This window comes from Paraburkholderia largidicola (assembly GCF_013426895.1).
In the GTDB taxonomy this organism is placed as follows: Bacteria; Pseudomonadota; Gammaproteobacteria; order Burkholderiales; family Burkholderiaceae; genus Paraburkholderia; species Paraburkholderia largidicola.
In genome coordinates, this window is the sequence record NZ_AP023175.1 from 2496813 (window position 1) to 2516238 (window position 19426).

General features: G+C 61.9%; 22 protein-coding genes. 14 read left to right on the forward strand and 8 right to left on the reverse strand.

Going from position 1 to position 19426, the window contains the following annotated elements; genetic code table 11:
• Window positions 1-5: 5 nt before the first annotated feature.
• A complete protein-coding gene (locus tag PPGU16_RS27850) occupies window positions 6-353 on the reverse strand; it encodes a DUF3564 family protein (RefSeq protein WP_180723590.1) in 348 nt (115 codons plus the stop codon).
• A 333-nt stretch (window positions 354-686) separates the two neighbouring features.
• Between PPGU16_RS27850 and PPGU16_RS27855 the strand changes: the two genes are divergently transcribed.
• The 10 genes from PPGU16_RS27855 (at window position 687) to PPGU16_RS27900 (ending at window position 10475) form a co-directional block, all read left to right on the forward strand.
• Entirely contained in the window at window positions 687-1652 is a 966-nt protein-coding gene (locus PPGU16_RS27855) for a LysR family transcriptional regulator (protein WP_180723591.1), read from the forward strand.
• A 203-nt stretch (window positions 1653-1855) separates the two neighbouring features.
• A complete protein-coding gene (locus tag PPGU16_RS27860; protein ID WP_180723592.1) occupies window positions 1856-2347 on the forward strand; it encodes a cupin domain-containing protein in 492 nt (163 codons plus the stop codon).
• A 26-nt stretch (window positions 2348-2373) separates the two neighbouring features.
• On the forward strand, window positions 2374-3369 hold the full coding sequence (locus PPGU16_RS27865; RefSeq protein WP_180723593.1) for a hydroxyquinol 1,2-dioxygenase: 996 nt from the start codon (window positions 2374-2376) through the stop codon (window positions 3367-3369).
• 90 nt (window positions 3370-3459) lie between these two features.
• Window positions 3460-4923, forward strand: coding sequence for an aldehyde dehydrogenase family protein (locus tag PPGU16_RS27870; RefSeq protein ID WP_180723594.1), 1464 nt, complete (start codon window positions 3460-3462; stop codon window positions 4921-4923).
• Window positions 4924-4946: 23 nt separating this feature from the next.
• Window positions 4947-6005 carry a maleylacetate reductase gene (locus PPGU16_RS27875; protein ID WP_180723595.1) on the forward strand — a complete coding sequence of 353 codons (1059 nt, stop codon included), beginning with the start codon at window positions 4947-4949 and terminating at the stop codon, window positions 6003-6005.
• A 67-nt stretch (window positions 6006-6072) separates the two neighbouring features.
• The gene (locus PPGU16_RS27880; protein ID WP_180723596.1) at window positions 6073-6963 is read left to right on the forward strand and encodes an intradiol ring-cleavage dioxygenase; all 891 of its coding nucleotides are present in this window, start codon (window positions 6073-6075) and stop codon (window positions 6961-6963) included.
• Window positions 6960-7313: a Rieske (2Fe-2S) protein gene (locus PPGU16_RS27885; RefSeq protein WP_180723597.1), complete on the forward strand. Its 354-nt coding sequence runs from the start codon at window positions 6960-6962 to the stop codon at window positions 7311-7313. Before PPGU16_RS27880 ends, PPGU16_RS27885 begins: the two co-directional genes overlap by 4 nt.
• An 86-nt stretch (window positions 7314-7399) precedes the next feature.
• The gene (locus tag PPGU16_RS27890; RefSeq protein ID WP_180723598.1) at window positions 7400-8347 is read left to right on the forward strand and encodes an ABC transporter ATP-binding protein; all 948 of its coding nucleotides are present in this window, start codon (window positions 7400-7402) and stop codon (window positions 8345-8347) included.
• Entirely contained in the window at window positions 8344-9105 is a 762-nt protein-coding gene (locus tag PPGU16_RS27895; protein WP_180723599.1) for an ABC transporter permease, read from the forward strand. Before PPGU16_RS27890 ends, PPGU16_RS27895 begins: the two co-directional genes overlap by 4 nt.
• Before the next feature lie 131 nt (window positions 9106-9236).
• Window positions 9237-10475 (forward strand): sensor histidine kinase, encoded by a 1239-nt coding sequence (locus PPGU16_RS27900; RefSeq protein WP_180723600.1) that lies wholly within the window; start codon window positions 9237-9239, stop codon window positions 10473-10475.
• 62 nt (window positions 10476-10537) lie between these two features.
• On the opposite strand, the gene PPGU16_RS27905 is transcribed toward PPGU16_RS27900, so the two are convergent.
• The 3 genes from PPGU16_RS27905 to PPGU16_RS27915 all read right to left on the reverse strand — a co-directional run bounded on the left by PPGU16_RS27905 (window position 10538) and on the right by PPGU16_RS27915 (window position 12664).
• Window positions 10538-10663 carry an MFS transporter small subunit gene (locus PPGU16_RS27905; RefSeq protein WP_007733319.1) on the reverse strand — a complete coding sequence of 42 codons (126 nt, stop codon included), beginning with the start codon at window positions 10661-10663 and terminating at the stop codon, window positions 10538-10540.
• Window positions 10664-10685: 22 nt separating this feature from the next.
• The gene (locus tag PPGU16_RS27910) at window positions 10686-12089 is read right to left on the reverse strand and encodes an L-lactate MFS transporter (protein WP_180723601.1); all 1404 of its coding nucleotides are present in this window, start codon (window positions 12087-12089) and stop codon (window positions 10686-10688) included.
• A gap of 98 nt (window positions 12090-12187) precedes the next feature.
• Window positions 12188-12664 (reverse strand): hypothetical protein, encoded by a 477-nt coding sequence (locus PPGU16_RS27915; protein WP_180723602.1) that lies wholly within the window; start codon window positions 12662-12664, stop codon window positions 12188-12190.
• Window positions 12665-12691: 27 nt separating this feature from the next.
• Between PPGU16_RS27915 and PPGU16_RS27920 the strand changes: the two genes are divergently transcribed.
• Together PPGU16_RS27920 and PPGU16_RS27925 are read left to right on the forward strand one after the other, a co-directional pair.
• Window positions 12692-12907: a hypothetical protein gene (locus PPGU16_RS27920; RefSeq protein WP_180723603.1), complete on the forward strand. Its 216-nt coding sequence runs from the start codon at window positions 12692-12694 to the stop codon at window positions 12905-12907.
• 24 nt (window positions 12908-12931) lie between these two features.
• Window positions 12932-13612 carry a GntR family transcriptional regulator gene (locus PPGU16_RS27925; protein ID WP_180725234.1) on the forward strand — a complete coding sequence of 227 codons (681 nt, stop codon included), beginning with the start codon at window positions 12932-12934 and terminating at the stop codon, window positions 13610-13612.
• Window positions 13613-13673: 61 nt separating this feature from the next.
• On the opposite strand, the gene sucD is transcribed toward PPGU16_RS27925, so the two are convergent.
• Together sucD and sucC are read right to left on the reverse strand one after the other, a co-directional pair.
• Entirely contained in the window at window positions 13674-14549 is an 876-nt protein-coding gene (gene sucD, locus PPGU16_RS27930; protein WP_180723604.1) for a succinate--CoA ligase subunit alpha, read from the reverse strand.
• A gap of 1 nt (window position 14550) precedes the next feature.
• Complete coding sequence (sucC, locus tag PPGU16_RS27935; RefSeq protein ID WP_180723605.1) at window positions 14551-15762, reverse strand: ADP-forming succinate--CoA ligase subunit beta; 1212 nt, start codon at window positions 15760-15762, stop codon at window positions 14551-14553.
• Window positions 15763-16068: 306 nt separating this feature from the next.
• Here sucC and frc point away from each other — a divergent pair, with 306 nt between their 5' ends.
• Window positions 16069-17316: a formyl-CoA transferase gene (frc, locus tag PPGU16_RS27940; RefSeq protein WP_042311218.1), complete on the forward strand. Its 1248-nt coding sequence runs from the start codon at window positions 16069-16071 to the stop codon at window positions 17314-17316.
• A 66-nt stretch (window positions 17317-17382) separates the two neighbouring features.
• Window positions 17383-17940 (forward strand): NADP transhydrogenase subunit beta, encoded by a 558-nt coding sequence (locus tag PPGU16_RS27945; RefSeq protein WP_180723606.1) that lies wholly within the window; start codon window positions 17383-17385, stop codon window positions 17938-17940.
• A 97-nt stretch (window positions 17941-18037) separates the two neighbouring features.
• Here the strand turns inward: PPGU16_RS27945 and PPGU16_RS27950 are convergent, their stop codons facing one another.
• On the reverse strand, window positions 18038-18295 hold the full coding sequence (locus PPGU16_RS27950; protein ID WP_036001019.1) for a hypothetical protein: 258 nt from the start codon (window positions 18293-18295) through the stop codon (window positions 18038-18040).
• Window positions 18296-18391: 96 nt separating this feature from the next.
• Window positions 18392-19336, reverse strand: a complete 945-nt coding sequence (locus PPGU16_RS27955) for a LysR family transcriptional regulator (protein WP_180723607.1) — start codon at window positions 19334-19336, stop codon at window positions 18392-18394.
• Between the last annotated feature and the right edge of the window lie 90 nt (window positions 19337-19426).

Here is a 19426-nt window from a genome sequence, read left to right on the forward strand (position 1 = left end):
AGCGGCTAACGGTGCATCGAAGGCGAGCCGTCACGCTCGACGGCCTGCAAGCGCCAGAAGCCCGCGACGGCGTCGGGCCGCGAGTGCGATATCCACGTCGCCTGGCCTTGCGCCGACGTCACATTGCCGTGCCGGTCCACGCGCACGCCATACAGCGTGACGAGCGGCGCTTCGCTGCCGCGCGCGCACAGCGACATGACGTGCCCGTCCTCGCGCACCTCGCCCGACGACGGCAACTCGACACCGCGACGATCCTGCGACGTCCACGCGTGGTTGATCGTGTCGAGCCACAACACGGCGTAGTCGTGATTGACGGTCGGGTCGGAAGTATTGATCAGAATCGACAGACGCATGAACCCTCCATGTCCGATTGATTGCAGCCGCGCGGACTTCGCGGCAGGGCAATAGCTTTCGCCGGATCAAGCAACGGCCGTTCCAGGTTTTGGGATTTGCCTGCATCCGCGGTGCAGCAAGGCCGTTCACCCATAGTCGGATTGTTGCGCCGCACATTGTTCTGTACAAACTGCACGGCGGCATTGCCGTTTTTACGCGGCATCCTGATTCGGCGCGCATCGCGATGTGCCGCGCGAAAAAACGTACACTCACCCTATTAGTGGAAACGGCCTTCCTCATGCCATGCAGCAGGGAACGGTCCGTCATCTGGCAGGCGTTGCACAGGAGACAGCATGGATCTGTTCATGTCGATGGAAGCGTTCGTGAGGGCCGCCGAGGCCCAGAGCTTCGCGAGCGCGGCGCGCCAGCTGGGCGTGGCGAAATCCGTCGTCACGTCGCGCGTGAAGCAGCTCGAAGAGCATTTCGGCGTGCCGCTCTTTCATCGTTCGACGCGCGCAGTGCGTCTGTCGGAACTCGGCGAGACGTATTACCGGGAATGCGCCGAACTGGTCAACAAGGTCCACGATCTGTCGGGCCGCTCGGCCGCGCAACACGAGTCGCTGTCGGGCACGCTCAACGTGCATGTGTTGCCGGGATTCGCGCTCGGTCATTTCTCGCGCGCGCTGATCGAATTTCGCGAGGCGCATCCGCGCATCGAGTTCGTCGTGACGGTCAATGATCGCGTGATCGACCCCGTGCAGGAAGGCTTCGATCTCGCGTTGCAGATCTATCCGCCCGCGTCGAATCTGCTCGTCGAGCGACGGCTCTTTCCCGTGCGCGGCGTGCTGTGCGCCGCGCCCGGCTATCTGAAGGAAGAGCCCGTGATCGAGACGCCGCTCGATCTGCTGCGGCATGATTTCGCGCGTTACTCGTACTACCCGTGGGGCGACAAGTGGCCGCTGATGAAGGGCAACGAGTGCTTCGAAATCGCGCTGAATCCGGTGCTGAAGACCAATAGCGTGCACCTGTTGCTCGAATTCGCGCGGGCGGGCGCAGGCGTCGTCTATCTGCCGACCATGGTCGCTGCCGCCGATCTGCTCGAACGCCGGCTGGAGCGCGTGTTGCCCGACTACGCGGCGCCGCCGTTGTGGCTGTCGGCCGTGTACCCCGCGTCGCATCGCTCGACTGCGAAGGTGAAGGCGTTCGTCGACTTCCTGCGCGGGCGCTATCTGCGCGAGCCGCAATGGGACAAGGCGCTCGGCATCGCGCCCGACGACGAAGACACCAAGAGCGTCGGCGAAGAACTCGCCGACCAGTGAGCGCCCGCGACCCGCGCGGCGGGCGTCGAACGACGCCGCCAGGTAATTTCCCTGGGGTCTTCTGCCCGCACCCAGCGTTCTGATTTGCCGAACCTCGGATCATTGCTGTTGCGCCTCCCGGCACTTACTCTTGCGTCCATGGAATCACGCAAGACCACGCAAGACGTGGCCGACAGGATCAACGAAGATTCAAGGAGGCAGACATGCAGCAGACCTGGTTGGGGAGTCTCGACAGCTACCGTAAAGGCTCCATCGAAATCATCAAGGGCAAGCCCGAGCACTACGCAATGTCGAACGTGTTCGAAGTCGCGAGCCATGCCGCGCCGTACGAGAAGATCGTGGTCGGCAAGAACCTCAAGTACGTGATCGAAACGCTGCGCGCAGAAGGCACGTCACCGTGGTTCACAGCGTCGCACGACGAGTTCTGCGTCGTGATGGACGGCGAGATCGACGTGCACTTCATCAAGCCATCCGACGGCCCGCTGGTCGATGCGCAAACGGAGGGCAGCGTGCGGCTCGACGGCACGCCTTCGGGCAAGAGCATGGGCTTCGTGCGGCTGCGCCGCGGCCATCAGGCGCTGTTGCCTGCGGGCGCCGCGTATCGCTTCGAGACGGCAGGACAAGGCGTGCTGCTCGTGCAGACCATTCTGGGCCGCTATTCGGTCGAGAAGTGGAAAGACATCTGCATTCAGTAACGCACCACCTTTTTCTGGAGTCGGTCATGAGCACAGTCAATACGTTGCAAAACGTCTGCGCAGGCGAGCCGGATGCCGCCACGGGTTATCGCACGTTCCGCCTCGGCGATTTCGAGTTTTCACGCGACGCCTACTTCGTCACCGTCAAGTGGCCCGCGAAAGGCGAGCAGCGCTCGCATCAGATGCACGCCGACGACTTCCTGCGCGCAATGATGCGGGACGTCGCGTGGGGCTTCTTCTACGGCTGGGTCAATTTCGACGAAGTGATCGGCACGCGCAATCACTACGGCAAGGTCGACATGTATGCGGGCGCGTATAACGCGAGCTTCCGCGACGCCGGCGTCGACCACACGCAGCAGTTCGACACGCCCGTCATCATGGCGACCTTCAAGGCGATTCTGCGGGACTGGGTCAACGAGGGCTTCGACCCGTTCGCCGCGCCTGAAGAGACGGGTTCCGCGTTCGGCGCAAAACATGGCGACAACATCGCGGCGATCGAACGCACGCGCATTGCGACGAAGCGCATGCCGGGACTCGAAGGCGATTCGCCGCTGCGCGACGATTTCCCGATCAACCGCCAGTTTGCCGATGTCGCGCAGGACGAGCCCGAGATTCACGCCGCGCCAGGCTTCGAAAACGAACTGCATGCGTTCAGTCTGTTCAAGTATCTGTCGCGTTCTGACGTGACGTGGAATCCGTCCGTGACGTCGGTGTGCAAGCAGAGCCTGTTTTGCCCGACCACGGAAGAATTCGTGCTGCCCGTGTTTCACGGCAACGATCGCGTCGAGTGGTTCCTGCAACTGTCGGATCAGATCATCTGGGATGTCGCCGACAAGGATACGGGCGAGCCGCGTGCGCGCATCACGATGAACGCAGGCGACATTGCCGCGATGCCCGCCGATATCCGCCACAAGGGCTATTCGCAGAAGCGTTCGATGCTGCTGGTGTGGGAGAACGCGACGCCCGATTTACCGAAGCGCTACGAGAGCGGTGAACTGCCGCCGTATCCGATTCAGCTTTAAGCACTTCCTTTCGTGTTCCCTGTGGACGGCGCCAGACAGGTGGCGCCGCGGGGACGCTCACGCCCAAACGCCTCATCGAGCAGGACTGACATGCAAACGCAACTCTTCATCGACGGCCGCTTCGTGCCATCGCTCTCGGGCGAAACACTCGCCACGCTCAACCCTCACGACAACTCGGTGATCGCTGACGTTGCGATGGCGAATCACGGCGACGTCGATCGCGCCGTGGCCGCAGCGAAAGCGGCGTTCCCGAAATGGAGCAACATGGCGGGCGCGGATCGTGGGCGTCTGCTGCTGAAGCTTGCCGATGCGATCGAAGCGAACGCGGACCGGCTCGCGCGCCTCGAATCGATGGACACGGGTCATCCGATCCGCGACACGCGCAATCTGGACGTGCCGCGCACGGCGGCGACGTTCCGCTATTTCGGCGGCATGGCCGACAAGTTCGAAGGCTCGGTGATTCCCGTCGAGCAGGGCTTTCTGAATTACCTGACGCGCGAGCCGGTGGGCATCGTCGGGCAGGTGGTGCCGTGGAATTTTCCGCTGATGTTCACCAGCTGGAAGATGGCGCCGGCGCTCGCAGCGGGCAACTGCGTGATCATGAAGCCCGCCGAACTCACGCCGTTGTCCAGTCTCGCGATTGCCGAGCTGATGGCCGAAGTCGGCTTTCCTGCTGGCGTCGTCAATATTCTGCCGGGGCTTGGGCATGTGGCGGGTCAGTACATCGCTGAACATCCGGAGATCGGCAAGGTCGCATTCACGGGCTCGACGGCCGTGGGACGCAAGATCGTGCAGGCGTCGAGCGGCAATTTGAAGAAGGTGCAACTCGAACTGGGTGGCAAGGGCGCGAACATCGTGTTCGGCGACGCGAATATCGATGCCGTCGTGCAAGGCTCCGCGTTCGGCATCTTTCATAACCAGGGGCAGGCGTGCATCGCCGCGTCGCGGATGATCGTGCATGAGTCCGTTGCGGACGAAGTGCTCGAGAAGTTCGTAGCGCTCGCGCGCTCGATCCGCATCGGCGATCCGCTCGATCCATCGACGGAAATGGGCCCGCTGACGTCACGCCAGCATCGCGATCGCGTGCTGTCGTATGTCGATATCGCGCGCGAGCAGGGCGGACGCGTGCTGTCGGGCGGCAAGTCGCCGGACCATGCGGCGCTCGCGAACGGCTGCTATGTCGAGCCGACTATCGTCGAAGCGAAGCCGACCGATCGCGTATCGCAGGAAGAAGTGTTCGGCCCATTCATGAGCGTGACGACGTTCCGCACCGACGAGGAAGCGCTCGCGATTGCGAACGGCACCGAGTACGGCCTCGGCGCGGGGCTGTGGACGCGCGACCTGCAACGCGCACATCTGATTGCGCGTGAGATTCACAGCGGCATGGTGTGGGTCAACTGCTACAAGCGCGTGAGTCCGGGTTCGCCGTTCGGCGGCGTCGGCGCGAGCGGCTATGGACGTGAGATGGGGTTCGAAGCGATGCGCGAGTACACTCAGGCCAAGTCGGTGTGGATCAATGTCGATGCGCAGATCCCGCCTTACTATCCGCGCTGAAACCGGGTTGGAAGATTAACGTCATGGAATCGTTCGTCTATCAGGGCTTGCCTTCGCGCGTCGTATTCGGCGTCGGCAGTCTGGATCAATTGGGCCGTGAGATCGAATTGCTCGGCGCGCAACGCGCCATCGTGCTGTCGACGCCGCAGCAGCGCGCACAGGCCGAGCAACTCGCGGAACGCATCGGGCCGCGTGCGGCGGGCGTGTATGCTGAAGCGGTGATGCACGTGCCCGTCGAAACGGCGCGTGCCGCGCGCGAATACGCGGCGCGGGTCGGTGCCGATTGCGCGATTGCCATTGGCGGCGGTTCGACGACGGGCCTCGGTAAGGCAATTGCGCTCGAAACGTCGCTGCCCATCATCGCGATTCCGACCACGTACGCCGGTTCCGAAATGACGCCGATCTACGGCCTCACGGAAAGCGGCGTGAAGAAGACGGGCCGTGACTTGCGCGTGTTGCCGAAGACGGTCATCTACGATCCGTCTTTGACTGTTTCGCTGCCGGGGGCGCTTTCCTTGACGAGCGGCATCAACGCGATGGCGCACGCCGCCGAAGGTCTCTATGCGCAGGACGCGAATCCCATCATGAGCCTGATGGCGGAAGAGGGCATACGCGCGTTGGGCGAAGGCTTGCCGCGCGTGATGAAGACGCCCGACGATCTCGATGCGCGCGCTGCGTGTCTGTATGGCGCGTGGCTGTGCGGCTCGGTGCTGGGCAGTGTCGGCATGTCGCTGCATCACAAGCTGTGTCATACGCTTGGCGGCACGTTCAATCTGCCGCATGCCGGGACGCACACGATCGTGTTGCCGCATGCGCTCGCCTACAACCGCGCGGCGGCGCCGCAAGCGATGCAGCGTATCGCGCGTGCCCTGCATGCGGACGATGCCGCGCAAGCCGTGTACGATCTCGCCCGCGACAACGGCGCGCCGATCGCGCTGAGGGACATCGGCATGAAGGAGAGCGAGATTGATGTTGCGCTCAGTCTCGCGTTGAAGAGCCCTTACTGGAATCCTCGCGCGGTGGAGCGCGAGCCGCTTCGCGCGTTGCTGGAAGATGCTTACGAAGGACGCAGGCCTGCATAGCGCAAGCGGTATGGACGTGAAGCAATGAACAACGCAACCAGCGCCCACAGAGCGTGAGGACAACATCATGAGCGAGACAAACGGCAATTCCGCAGTTCACCCCACTACCGACATCGTGCTCGCCACGCTTTCGGGCTGCGCCGACGCGCGCCTGAAGGAGATCATGACGGCGCTTATCAAACACGTGCACGCGTTTGCCGAAGAAGTGCAACTGACGGGCGACGAATGGCGGCGTGGTATCGAGTTCCTCACGCAGACGGGCAAGAAGTGCGACGGCATTCGGCAGGAGTTCATTCTGCTGTCGGACACGCTCGGCCTGTCGATCATGCTCGACGCGATTCATCGCCAGCACGACGTGACGGAATCGGCTGCCACGGAGCACAGCCTGCTCGGGCCGTTCTATCGCGAAGGCGCGCACGACGAAGCGTTCGGCGCGAACATCGCGCGCACCGAAGGCGAGCCGGCGCTGTTTCGCGGGCGGCTGATCGACGAAGCGGGTAAGCCTGTCCCCGATGCGCTGATCGAAGTGTGGGAAACGGCCAATAACGGCATGTACGAAGGACAGGACCCGGACCAGCCGGAGAGCAATTTGCGTGGCCGCTTCCGTTCGGGACCGAATGGCGAATACGCATTCCGTTCGATCAAGCCGACACCCTATCCGATTCCGACGGACGGCCCCGTCGGCCAGATGCTGCTCGCGCTCGGCCGTCATCCGATGCGGCCCGCGCATGTGCATTTCCTGATTCAGGCGCCAGGCTACGACACGCTCACCACAGCGCTGTTCAGTTCCGACGACCCGTATGTCGATTCGGATGCGGTGTTCGGCGTGAAGCCTTCGCTCGTGGTCGAGTATGTGACGAACGAGAGCCGCGCCGACGCGAAGGAGTGGGACTTGCCGAGCCCATTCTTCGACGTGCAGCGCGACTTCGTGCTGACGCGCTCAGACGGAGCGGCATGATGATGACGGCAACGGCACTATGTCCGCTCGATGACATTCCCGATGGCGGCGGCCGGCAGGTCTCGCGTGACGAGGCGGGCGAGGTGGCGATCGTCGTGCTGCGCCGCGGCGATCGCGCGTGGGCCTACCGCAACGTGTGCCCGCACTTCTCGATCCCGCTCAACTACGAGCCGGACACTTTCTGGACCTATGACGGCGAGCACCTGATGTGTGCGCATCACAGCGCGATGTTCCGCTTCGAAGACGGCGTGTGCGTCGATGGTCCTTGCCTTGGCGCGGCGTTGACGCGCGTGCCCGTGCGCGTCGAAGCACGAATGGTGATCGAAAGTCAGGAAGACGACGGTCTTTGACGGATTCGCCCGCACGGGCGGCGCTGGAACGTCAAATCGGGCAGAGTAACGGCGTGGCGGGGCGGTATCTGCTATCGTTCGCGTCTATGCTACCCATCATCTCGGTCTCGAATCTGTCGAAGACATACGCATCGGGTTTTCAGGCCCTCAAGCGTATCGACCTCTCCATTCGCCAAGGCGAAATCTTTGCATTGCTCGGGCCGAACGGCGCGGGTAAGACCACACTCATCAGCATCATCTGCGGCATCGTCAATGCGAGCGAAGGCACCGTGACCGTCGACGGCCGCGATATCCGCAACGACTATCGCGCCGCGCGCTCGCTGATCGGGCTGGTGCCGCAGGAATTGACCACGGATGCGTTCGAAACGGTCTGGGCGACGGTCTCGTTCAGCCGCGGCCTGTTCGGCAAGCCGAAGAATCCGGCGCATATCGAGAAGGTGCTGCGCGATCTCTCGCTGTGGGAGAAGCGCAATAGCCGCATCATCCAGCTGTCGGGCGGCATGAAGCGGCGCGTGCTGATCGCCAAGGCGTTGTCACACGAGCCGCGCATCCTGTTTCTCGACGAGCCGACGGCGGGCGTCGACGTCGAACTGCGCCGCGACATGTGGAAGCTGGTGCGCTCGCTGAGCGCGAACGGCGTGACGATCATCCTCACCACGCATTACATCGACGAAGCCGAAGAGATGGCCGACCGCATCGGTGTGATCAACGGCGGCCAGATCATGCTCGTCGAAGACAAAGTGGAGTTGATGCGCAAACTCGGCAAGAAGCAGCTGACGCTGCAGCTCGAATCGCCGCTCGCGAGCATTCCGGCGTCGCTGGCGGATTATGGGCTGGAGCTTGCGAACGACAACGGCGAACTGATCTACACGTACGACGCCGAACGCGAGAAGAGCAGCAGCATCGTTGCGCTGCTCAACGATCTCAGCGAAGCGGGCATCCGCTTCAAGGACCTGCACACCACACAAAGCTCGCTCGAAGACATCTTCGTGAGTCTCGTGCACAAGCAACAACAAGAGGAGAGCGTGCGATGAACATCCATGCCATCCGCGCCATCTACCGCTTCGAAATGGCGCGCACCGGTCGCACGCTGATGCAGAGCGTGATAGCGCCCGTCATTTCGACGTCGCTCTATTTCATCGTGTTCGGCTCGGCGATCGGCTCGCGCATCCGCGAAGTGGAAGGCATCAGCTACGGCTCGTTCATCGTGCCGGGGCTCATCATGCTGTCGCTGTTGTCGCAGAGTATTTCGAATGCGTCGTTCGGTATCTATTTCCCGCGCTTCACCGGCACGATTTACGAGTTGTTGTCCGCGCCCGTGTCATATGTGGAGATCGTGGTCAGCTACGTCGGCGCGGCGGCGACCAAGTCGATCATTCTCGGTCTGATCATTCTGGCGACAGCCGGCCTGTTCGTGCCGTTGCAGGTGCAGCATCCTGTCTGGATGATCGCGTTTCTCGTGTTGACGGCCGTTACCTTCAGTTTGCTCGGCTTCATCATCGGGATTTGGGCCGACAACTTCGAGAAGCTGCAGCTCGTGCCGCTGCTCATCATCACGCCGCTGACGTTTCTCGGCGGTAGTTTCTACTCGGTCGCGATGCTGCCGCCCGCGTGGAAAATCGTTACGCTGTTCAACCCGATCGTCTATCTGGTCAGCGGCTTTCGCTGGAGCTTCTTCGGGCTCGCGGATGTCAGCGTCGGCATCAGTCTGGGCATGACCGCGCTGTTTCTTTGCATCTTCCTTGCGGTGATCGCATGGATATTCAAAACGGGCTATCGCCTGAAGTCGTAGTACGATGAACGTCGTTGGCGCGAAGCCGACATGGGAGAGGGCTGCGGTATGCGGGTAGTGCGCCGGTAATGCCGCATCGCAGCCGTTCGATATCGCAGCACGACGCTTTGGGCGACACGCGAACGACAACCATGGCCACGACGCAATCACGACCGCTCGGCGCATTCGCCGCGCACATCCGCAGTAAAGAGGTCGAACTGACCGAACGCTGGCTGAAGGCCGTGTTCAGCGATGTCGAACTGACGGAACATGATCGTCTGACGAACGAGCAACTGGCGGATCACGTCCCCGATATTCTCGATTCGATGTGCAGCGCGCTCGAGCAGCAGGACCTCGAAGAGGTCGAGCCCGAAATCGAGCGCAAGGCGAAGCTGCACGGCAAGATGCGCTGGAAACAGGGTTACCGCATCGACGAACTCGTGCGCGAGCTCGATCTGTTCCGCCAGGTGCTGATGGGCGCCGTCGTCCAGTACGCGGAGGCGCATCCCGCTTTTACGCGGCGCCACGAAGAACGTGCGCGCTATTTCATCGACGAAGCCGTCAGCTTCGTCACGCTGACGTCGATACGTGAAGTCGTCACCGAACGCGATCGCAAGATCGACGAATATACAGGGCGGCTCGAACGCGCCAACCACGAACTGCTGCTCAAGCAAAAGCTGGTCGGCGAACTGTACGAGTCGCGCATGCAGATCACGCGTAGCGTCGTGCACGATCTGCGAAACTTTCTCAATGTGTTTTCGATGGCGTTGCAGCTCGTCGCGCGCGCGCCGGCAAAGACCGAGGCCGCGCTGGCGCTCGCGAACCGGCAGGCCGCCGACATGAAGGTGCTGGTCGATGAACTGGTCGAATATTCGGTGGTGCTCGGCGACACGAATCAGGCCGCTGTCGAAACCGTCGATCTTCACGCGCTGTTCGACGAACTGGTCGCGTCATGCGGCCCGGCAATTCGCGAGAAGGGGCTCAAGCTGAATGCATCGTTCGACGGGCAACTGGCGTCCGTGCAGTCGAACCGCCTCAAGCTCAAGCAGATCGCGATCAATCTGCTGACGAATGCATCGAAATACACGAAGGCGGGCGAGGTCACGCTGGAAGTAAGGGCGCGCGGCAACGACGCATGGTGTCTGCGCGTGTCGGATACGGGCGTGGGCATCGGCGCATCGGATCGTGACCGTGTGTTCAAGGAGTTCGAGCGCGCCAACGACGACGATGTGCCCGGCGCGGGGCTCGGCCTCGCTATCGTCAAGGAATTGTCCCGGATGCTGGACGGCGAACTGCGCTTCGATTCGCAGCGCGGCGTCGGCACGACGTTCGAAATCACCTTTCCGCTGCAGCTTCCGCCCACCGGAACCGCGGACGCGCCGAAGTTCTAGCGCAATAAAAAAGGCCGGGCAGCGATGCCCGGCCTTTTTCAAACTGCGGTGCTGAAATCGGCTCAGCCGAACAGCTTCATCGCCTGCAGCAGCGTGTTCACCACGCCCCACGTCAGCGGAATCAGCACATATACCCAGAACACGGCGAGCAGGCCTTTGTTCGTCGGATGAGCGGTTTGCGTCGACATTGTGGTTCTCCTTTGTCAGACCTTATTTGGCGGACGCGAGTTGCGCGTCCGTCATGTGATGCTTGTCGTCCACACGCTTGACGAGCAGGTTGCAGATGAAGCCGATCACGAGCAGCACGGTCATGATGTGCACGGTCATCGTGTACGCGTCCGCTTTCGCAACGCCATGCGCAACCTGATAGGCACGGATGTAGTTGACGAGCACGGGGCCCGCGACGCCCGCTGCCGCCCACGCCGTCAACAGACGCCCGTGAATGCCGCCGACGAATGCCGTGCCGAACATGTCCGCCAGATAGGCGGGCACAGTCGAGAAGCCGCCGCCGTACATCGACAGAATCACGCAGTAGCACAGCACGAACAGCGCAATGTTGCCCGCCGACGCGAAGCTCGGCACGAGCCAGTACAGCACGGCGCCCAGCGCGAAGAAGATGAAGTACGTGTTCTTGCGGCCCACGTAGTCCGACGCCGACGCCCACACGAAGCGGCCGCCCATGTTGAACAGCGACAACAGGCCGACGAAGCCCGCGGCTGCCGCGGCGCTTACCGTGTCCTTGAAGCTTTCCTGGATCATCACGGAAGCCTGGCCGAGAATGCCGATGCCCGCCGTCACGTTCAGGAACAGCACCAGCCAGATCAGATAGAACTGGGGCGTCTTCAGCGCCTGGTCGATGTGCACGTGGTTGCGCGTGATCATCTTCTGCGTCGTGGTCGCGGGCGGCGTCCAGCCGGCCGGCTTCCAGTCGGCGGGCGGCACGCGGATCGCGAGTGCGCCGATCGACATCGAAATGAAGTACGCGATGCCGAGCACGATGAACGTTTCAGCCACGCCGATGCTCGTCGCGCTCTTGAAGTGGTTCATCAGCGCGACGGAGAGCGGGGCGGCGATCATCGCGCCGCCGCCGAAGCCCATGATCGCCATGCCCGTCGCCATGCCGCGGCGGTCCGGGAACCAGCGGATCAGCGTCGATACAGGCGACACGTAACCGAGCCCGAGCCCGATTCCGCCGATCACGCCATAGCCTAGATACAGCAGCGCGATCTGGTGCGTCCACACGCCGATCGCCGAGACGATGAAGCCGCCGCCGAAGCAGCATGCGGCCGTGAACATCGTGCGGCGCGGACCGACTTTTTCGAGCCACTTGCCGGCAAACGCCGCCGACAAGCCGAGGCAGACGATCGCGAGCGAGAAGATCCAGCCGAGCGTGGTCAGCGACCAGTCGTCCGGCGTGGACTGCGTGATGCCGATGACTTTGGTGAGCGGGCCGTTGAAGACGGAGAACGCGTAGGCCTGGCCAATGCACAGGTGCACGGCGAGGGCGGCAGGCGGCACCATCCAGCGGGAAAAGCCAGGTTGGGCGATCGTTGCCTGTTTTGAAAAGAAGGATGGCGAGCTGGCGTTACCGCCGGGCTCAGTGATGCTGCTCATGGTCGGTCTCCGATCGGGCTAAACGTCTGGTTATCGGTTTCAATTGCCAAAACTTGAGGTAGCGCAAGTTTCGATAGATATGTTGGGCTGCAACATATTCAAAAACGTGCTACCTGGAGGCCAAATTCGGCAATGGCGAGACGATAGGTGCACACGATCCGCTTGGCAATATGAGAATTAAATGCATATGGAAACCGCCAGGACCGTTGTGCGCAGCGGGATACAGCGATTTCAAGCGACATGCTGCCGCAGGTGACCGCTTGACGCGCCATGCGCCCGTATTCATTTCGGGGCGGAATCGATTTGGGCCCGTCGGTTGCTGCGTATGCACATGGAAAGGCTGCTTTGTGGTTTTTTGGAACAGCGTTCGACGCTGTTTCGGTACTGACAAACGCTTCTAGAAGTACAGTTCGCAGCGGATAAAAAAAGCACAGTATCGGCTGGGACGGCCAGCCATCGCGGTTCCGCGTGCGGCGTGCTACGTTGAGACTGTTGCAATTGCTGAACAACTGTATCTGATATACCACATACAAGATACTTGATTTTTTCCGCGACGCAGCATATGATTGAGTCATCCAATCACTCAATGACCGGAGCATCAAATGGATTTCGTGTCGCTTGCAATGTTCGCCGTCGCTGTCGTGGGCCTGGGTTCGGCCGCAACCGTGCTGCTGACCAAGTGGATTCCGCAGCATGTCGCCGAGCTGGCATCGAAGCACGGCCGTTATGCCGGTCTCGAAGCCGCCGTCGTGCGTGAAGCTACGCCGTACCGCGCGCGTGTCGAAGCCGCGATGAACGCGGTCGGCTCGTCGAACTAAGCAGTGTCCACACCTGCACTGAGCTTGCCTCTGGCGCTGCAGCCAATCGGCAACAGCGTCAGCCTCCGCGATCAGGCCTACGCGTTACTGCGTCAGGCCATCGCGGACGCCGACATTTACGCATCGAGCGAAGAAATCCGTCTTGACGAGCGCGCGCTGAGCGAATCGCTGGGCGTGAGCCGCACGCCCGTGCGCGAGGCGATGACGTTGCTGGAGCAGGAAGGTTTTCTGCGCATGGTGCCGAGGCGCGGCATCTATATTGTGCGCAAGAGCAAGCGTGAGATCGTCGAGATGATCCAGATGTGGGCCGCGCTGGAAAGCATGGCCGCGCGTCTCGCCACGCTGCACGCATCGGACGAAGAGATCGCGCGGCTGCGTCACATGTTCGACCAGTTCCGCGATTCGACGCCGGCCGAGCATATTGCCGAGTATTCGGATGCGAACATTGCGTTCCATCAGTCCATCGTCGAACTGTCGAAGTCGCAGATCATTCTCGACACGATCAAGAACATCTTTATCCACGTGCGCGCGATCCGTCGCATGACGATTTCGCAGAGCGACCGCGCGTCGCGCTCGATCGTCGATCACCTGCGCATCATCGAGGCACTGGAAAAACGCGATACCGAACTCGCCGAGCGTCTCGTGCGAGATCACTCGCTCGGTCTCGCTGCTTTCGTCGAAGCGAATTGCGATTTTCTGGATTGAGCGTTGCTGTTTGATGCATGCAAATGCCAGCGGACCTGACAGTCCGCTGGCATTTTTCACATCATGACTGCATGGCTTTGAGCATCGTCTCGCCGAGCGCCGCCGGCGACTGCGCGACATGGATGCCCGCCGAGCGCATCGCGTCGATCTTCGCGCCCGCCGTGCCCTTGCCGCCCGAGATGATCGCGCCCGCGTGCCCCATGCGCCGTCCCGGCGGCGCACTCGTTCCTGCAATGAATCCCACCACCGGCTTCTTCGAGCCTGAATCCTTCAGGAACTGCGCCGCGTCCTCTTCAGCCGAGCCGCCGATTTCGCCGATCATGATGATGCCTTCGGTCTCGTCGTCGGCGAGGAACATCTCCAGGCAATCGATGAAGTTCGTGCCGTTGACGGGATCGCCGCCAATGCCGATGCAGGTCGTCTGCCCGAGGCCCGCCGCCGTGGTTTGCGCGACGGCTTCGTAGGTCAGCGTGCCCGAGCGCGACACCACGCCGATTTTGCCCGGACGATGGATGTGCCCCGGCATGATGCCGATCTTGCACTGGCCCGGCGTGATGACGCCCGGGCAGTTCGGCCCGATCAGGCGCGTCGCCGAGCCGGCGAGCGCGCGCTTCACGCGCACCATGTCGATGACGGGAATACCCTCGGTGATGCAGACAACGAGGGGAAGCTCGGCCTCGACGGCTTCGAGAATCGCATCGGCGGCCATCGGCGGCGGCACGTAGATCACGGACGCGTTCGCGCCCGTCGCATCGACGGCATCGGCGACGGTGTCGAACACGGGCAGCCCGAGATGCGTCGTGCCGCCCTTGCCGGGAGTGACGCCGCCGACCATCAGCGTGCCGTAAGCGAGCGCCTGCTCGGAGTGAAACGTGCCTTGCGACCCGGTGAAGCCCTGGCAAATCACTTTCGTGTTGCGATCGATCAGTACGGCCATGTCAGTTTGCCTCCGTCGCGTTGCGTTCTTTGACTGCGGCGACGACTTTGCTTGCCGCGTCGGCGAGATGATCGGCCGAGAGAATCGGCAGGCCCGAGTCGCGCAGAATCTGCTTGCCGAGTTCGACGTTCGTGCCTTCCAGTCGCACGACGAGCGGCACGCGTAAATCCACCTCGCGCGCGGCGCTCACGACGCCTTCGGCAATCACGTCGCAGCGCATGATGCCGCCGAAGATATTGACCAGGATCCCTTCCACTTTGGGATCGCGCAGAATCAGCCGGAACGCGGTTGCGACGCGCTCCTTGGTGGCGCCGCCGCCCACATCGAGAAAGTTCGCCGGTTCGCCGCCATAGAGCTTGATGATGTCCATCGTTGCCATCGCGAGGCCCGCGCCGTTCACCATGCAGCCGATATTGCCGTCGAGCGTCACGTAGTTCAGGCCATGCTTCGCGGCTTCGAGTTCGGCGGCGTCTTCTTCGGCTTCGTCGCGCAGCGCTTCAATGGACGGATGTCGGAACAGGGCGTTGTCGTCGAAATTGATCTTTGCGTCGAGCGCGATCACGTCGCCTTGCTGCGTGACGACGAGCGGATTGATCTCGACGATCGACGCATCCAGTTCGACGAACGCGCGATACGCGTTGGCGATGAACTGCGTCGCCGACTTGATCTGCTTGCCTGTCAGTCCGAGGCCGAACGCGAGCTGGCGCGCGTGGAACGGTTGCAGCCCTGTCGCGGGATCGATTGCGACTTTGAGGATTTTTTCGGGCGTGCGCGCGGCCACTTCCTCGATCTCCATGCCGCCTTCCGTCGACGCCATTACCGTGATGCGCGACGTGCTGCGGTCGATCAGCATGCCGAGATACAGCTCGCGTTCGATCGCGCAGCCTTCCTCGATATAGATACGCTTCACTTCGCGTCCCGCCGGCCCCGTCTGCTTCGTGACGAGCACGTGCGACAGCATCTGCGTCGCATTCAGACCGACATCGCTAACCGACTTGACGACGCGCACGCCGCCTTTGCCGTTCGGATCGTCGACGAAACGGCCCGCGCCGCGCCCGCCCGCATGAATCTGCGACTTCACGACCCACACCGAGCCGCCTAGCGCGAGCGCCGCGTCTTCCGCCTCCTGCGGCGTGAACGCGACGCGCCCATTCGGCACGGCGACGCCATAGCCCTTCAGCAGTTCCTTCGCCTGATATTCGTGAATATTCACCTGTCTCCTCGCTGGATGGATTCGACGCTTGGTGGCGTCAATTGATAGGGCGGTCGGCTCAGGGTGGAAATATGGTATGTGATATATCAGAGATGCTCAAGCAGATAAATGGATCGGGGTTTTCCCTCTGTGAAGCAGATTCTTAATGCGTGATTTGGCGTCTGTGCCTTGTCTCGTAAGGCTTTTGGCGATTCTCGCGCGTTCTTCTTACGAAGGTGAAAGCGCTTGCAGCGATTAGATATATCACATACCGTATAGAACACGGACGATCGAAAACAGAGCGTCAAGTGCTCGGAGGGGACAAACATGGGCAAGGCACTCGACGGTGTGCGCATTCTCGATTTCACCCACGTGCAATCAGGCCCGACCTGCACGCAGTTGCTCGCATGGTTCGGCGCAGACGTCATCAAGGTAGAGCGCGCAGGCGCAGGCGACATCACGCGCGAACAGCTGCGCGACATCCCCGATGCCGACAGCCTGTACTTCACGATGCTCAACCACAACAAGCGCTCGGTCACCATCGACACGAAGAATCCCGAAGGCAAGCTGGTGCTCGAGGCGCTGATCCAGAAGTGCGACGTGCTGGTGGAGAACTTCGCGCCGGGCGCGCTGGACCGCATGGGCTTCACGTGGGAGCGCATCCAGGAGCTGAACCCGAAGATGATCGTCGCGTCGGTCAAGGGCTTCGGTCCCGGGCCGTACGAGGACTGCAAGGTCTACGAGAACGTCGCGCAGTGCGTGGGCGGCGCGGCCTCGACGACGGGTTTCGATGACGGCCCGCCCGTCGTGACGGGCGCGCAGATCGGCGACAGCGGCACGGGACTGCATCTGGCGCTGGGCATCGTCACGGCGCTCTACCAGCGCACGATGACGGGCCGCGGCCAGAAGGTGCTCGCGGCGATGCAGGACGGCGTGCTGAACCTGTGCCGCGTGAAGCTGCGCGACCAGCAGCGGCTGGAGCGCACGGGCGTGATGAAGGAGTACCCGCAGTATCCGAACGGCACGTTCGGTGAAGCGGTGCCGCGCGCGGGCAATGCATCGGGCGGCGGTCAGCCGGGTTGGATTCTCAAGTGCAAGGGCTGGGAGCACGACCCGAACGCCTACATCTACTTCATCACGCAGGCACCCGTGTGGGTCAAGATCTGCAACGTGATCGGCAAGGAAGAGTGGGCCACCGATCCCGAATACGCGACGCCGACCGCGCGCCTGCCGCGCCTGAAGGAAATCTTCGCGGAGATCGAACGCTGGACGATGACGAAGACCAAGTTCGAGGCGATGGAAATCCTGAACAAATACGACATTCCGTGCGGGCCGATCCTGTCGATGAAGGAGATCGCGGAAGACGACTCGCTGCGTAAAACAGGCACGATCGTCGAGGTCGATCATCCGGTGCGCGGCAAGTATCTGACAGTGGGCAACCCGATCAAGCTGTCGGACAGTCCGACGGACGTGACGCGTTCGCCGCTGCTCGGCGAGCACACGGATGAAGTGATGGCCGAACTCGGCTATTCGCGTGAACAGATCGAAGCGCTCAGAACCGTTGGTGCGATCTGAGCGAAGCACAGAACGAACAAGCGGAACAAGCGGAACAAGCGCAGACGCGCGACGCAAGGAGATGACATGCCGGATGCTGCGAGCTTCATCGCATGGTCGGGACTCGAACGGCTGGAGCTATATGTGTTCGTGTTTTCGGGCGCATTGGCGCTGGCGATTGCGTCGACTGCGCTCATCAACCGGCTCACGCATCGCGGGCGGAACATGCGGCAAGTCGCGGCAGGCGACAAGATCGTCGACCTGCTGGCGATGGGATTGTGTATCTGGCTTGGCTACGCTTTTGTCAACGAGCCTGCGCAGTTGCCGGGAATCGCGGCGCTGTTCGCGGTGAGCCTGCTGGCGGCCGCGCTGGGCGCGCATGTGATGTTGACGACGCACGAGCACGATGTGCGCGCGCCGGCGCATTGCGGCATGTTGGCGCGGCGTGGGGCGTCGCTGCGGGTCGCGTGGGACGGCGATCCTGCGCGCATGCAAGTCGCCGACGATTTCACGCAGCGCTGGACATGGACGAGCAATCCGCGCCGCACGCAGGCGCGCTGCCTGTCAGCAGCAAGAAGCCTGCATATGACGCACGCAGCGATGCGCGTGCGCAGCCGCCAGCGTTATCAGGTCAAGCGTCACTGAAGTTACTGAATCAACACGGGACGGCCGCGCTTCGCGAATCCCTCGATTCACGAAGCACGGCCGTCGGAGAGAGTCATCGATGAACTGCAACCCTGCGTCATTGAGCGACGGATTCGCGATAGAACTGGCTCTTCCGGTCGAAGATCAGTTGCGCGAGAAAGTCGGCGTCATAGGCGTTGAGCAGATGCGATTGAAAGCGCTCGATATAGGCGGTGATGCGCGCCATTTCATTGCTGACATCGTCGAAGAAATCGAGCGTGGCCTGGCTCCAGCGAAACCGCAGGCCCAGATCGCTGAACGCGGCGTTGTAGGCGCTCAGCAGCGCTTCGTTGTGCAGATCGGCAGACTGATTCATTGCAAGACTCCCATGTCGAGTGACGAGGCTCGTCAGAAGCATAGGAGCCGCAATGAATCTGCAATAGTTAAAGTTTTATTGGCTATCCATAGCGTGTCACTTATGGACGGCCAGTTGATTCACGCGCGTAATCTGCTCGATCAGTGCCGCGCCTTCTTCCATCAGAAAGCGCTTGAACGCAACGGCAACGGGCGGAAGCCGCTTGTTCTTGCGATGCACGACGTACCAGTTGAGCATCACCGGAAAGCCTTCGACATCCAGCACGACGAGATGCCCGACCTGCAATTCGAGGCTGATCGTATGCGCCGACAGGAACGCGATGCCCATGCCGGCGATCACGGCCTGCTTGATCGTCTCGGTGCTCTTGATTTCCATGGCGATCTTCAGGTTCGCGAGACGCCCCGCAAAGCCTTCTTCCATCGAGTTCCACGTGTCGGAGCCGCGTTCGCGCACCACGAACGCCTCGCTCGCAAGCTGGCTGATCTTGATGTTGCGCTTGTTCGCAAGAGGATGCGTGGGCGCGGCGACGATCACGTACGGGTGCGGCGCGAACGCTTCGTTGATCGCGTCCATTTCCTGCGGCGGACGCACCATCACCGCGAGATCGGTCTGGTTCGTCGACAGTTGATGCAGAAGTTCTTCGCGGTTGTGCACGGCAAGATTCAGTTCGACGCCCGCATAGCGGCGCGTGAATTCGGCCAGCAGGCGAGGAAAGAAGTAGTCGCCCGCGCTGATCACCGCGACGTTCAGCTTGCCGCCCGATATGCCTTTGAGCTGGCCCATCGCTTCGTCGACTTCATGAAATTGCTGAATGATCGCGCGGCTGTAGTGAAGCATTTCAGTGCCCGCCGGCGTCAGGTAGATCTTCTTGCCGAGCTGCTCGAAAAGCGGCAAACCGGCGTGCTCTTCGAGCTGCCGGACCTGGGTGGAAACGGCGGGCTGCGTGAGATGCAGTTCTTCCGCCGCGCGCGAGAAGCTCAGATGCCGCGCCACGGTTTCGAAGACTTTCAGTTGGCGCAGGGTCGCGTTACGCATTGTCATGGCAGATGTATAAGCGAAGATGAATCCTCATGGTAACAAACTTTAATTATCACTAATTCAGCATTGACCCTAGCATGGATTCTGTAATGG

Coding starts and splice junctions, on each gene's coding strand:
- PPGU16_RS27850 (WP_180723590.1), bottom strand. CDS start 353: ATGCGTCTGTCGATTCTGATCAATACTTCCGACCCGACCGTCAATCAC.
- PPGU16_RS27855 (WP_180723591.1), top strand. CDS start 687: ATGGATCTGTTCATGTCGATGGAAGCGTTCGTGAGGGCCGCCGAGGCC.
- PPGU16_RS27860 (WP_180723592.1), top strand. CDS start 1,856: ATGCAGCAGACCTGGTTGGGGAGTCTCGACAGCTACCGTAAAGGCTCC.
- PPGU16_RS27865 (WP_180723593.1), top strand. CDS start 2,374: ATGAGCACAGTCAATACGTTGCAAAACGTCTGCGCAGGCGAGCCGGAT.
- PPGU16_RS27870 (WP_180723594.1), top strand. CDS start 3,460: ATGCAAACGCAACTCTTCATCGACGGCCGCTTCGTGCCATCGCTCTCG.
- PPGU16_RS27875 (WP_180723595.1), top strand. CDS start 4,947: ATGGAATCGTTCGTCTATCAGGGCTTGCCTTCGCGCGTCGTATTCGGC.
- PPGU16_RS27880 (WP_180723596.1), top strand. CDS start 6,073: ATGAGCGAGACAAACGGCAATTCCGCAGTTCACCCCACTACCGACATC.
- PPGU16_RS27885 (WP_180723597.1), top strand. CDS start 6,960: ATGATGATGACGGCAACGGCACTATGTCCGCTCGATGACATTCCCGAT.
- PPGU16_RS27890 (WP_180723598.1), top strand. CDS start 7,400: ATGCTACCCATCATCTCGGTCTCGAATCTGTCGAAGACATACGCATCG.
- PPGU16_RS27895 (WP_180723599.1), top strand. CDS start 8,344: ATGAACATCCATGCCATCCGCGCCATCTACCGCTTCGAAATGGCGCGC.
- PPGU16_RS27900 (WP_180723600.1), top strand. CDS start 9,237: ATGGCCACGACGCAATCACGACCGCTCGGCGCATTCGCCGCGCACATC.
- PPGU16_RS27905 (WP_007733319.1), bottom strand. CDS start 10,663: ATGTCGACGCAAACCGCTCATCCGACGAACAAAGGCCTGCTCGCCGTG.
- PPGU16_RS27910 (WP_180723601.1), bottom strand. CDS start 12,089: ATGAGCAGCATCACTGAGCCCGGCGGTAACGCCAGCTCGCCATCCTTC.
- PPGU16_RS27915 (WP_180723602.1), bottom strand. CDS start 12,664: ATGACTCAATCATATGCTGCGTCGCGGAAAAAATCAAGTATCTTGTAT.
- PPGU16_RS27920 (WP_180723603.1), top strand. CDS start 12,692: ATGGATTTCGTGTCGCTTGCAATGTTCGCCGTCGCTGTCGTGGGCCTG.
- sucD (WP_180723604.1), bottom strand. CDS start 14,549: ATGGCCGTACTGATCGATCGCAACACGAAAGTGATTTGCCAGGGCTTC.
- frc (WP_042311218.1), top strand. CDS start 16,069: ATGGGCAAGGCACTCGACGGTGTGCGCATTCTCGATTTCACCCACGTG.
- PPGU16_RS27945 (WP_180723606.1), top strand. CDS start 17,383: ATGCCGGATGCTGCGAGCTTCATCGCATGGTCGGGACTCGAACGGCTG.
- PPGU16_RS27950 (WP_036001019.1), bottom strand. CDS start 18,295: ATGAATCAGTCTGCCGATCTGCACAACGAAGCGCTGCTGAGCGCCTAC.
- PPGU16_RS27955 (WP_180723607.1), bottom strand. CDS start 19,336: ATGACAATGCGTAACGCGACCCTGCGCCAACTGAAAGTCTTCGAAACC.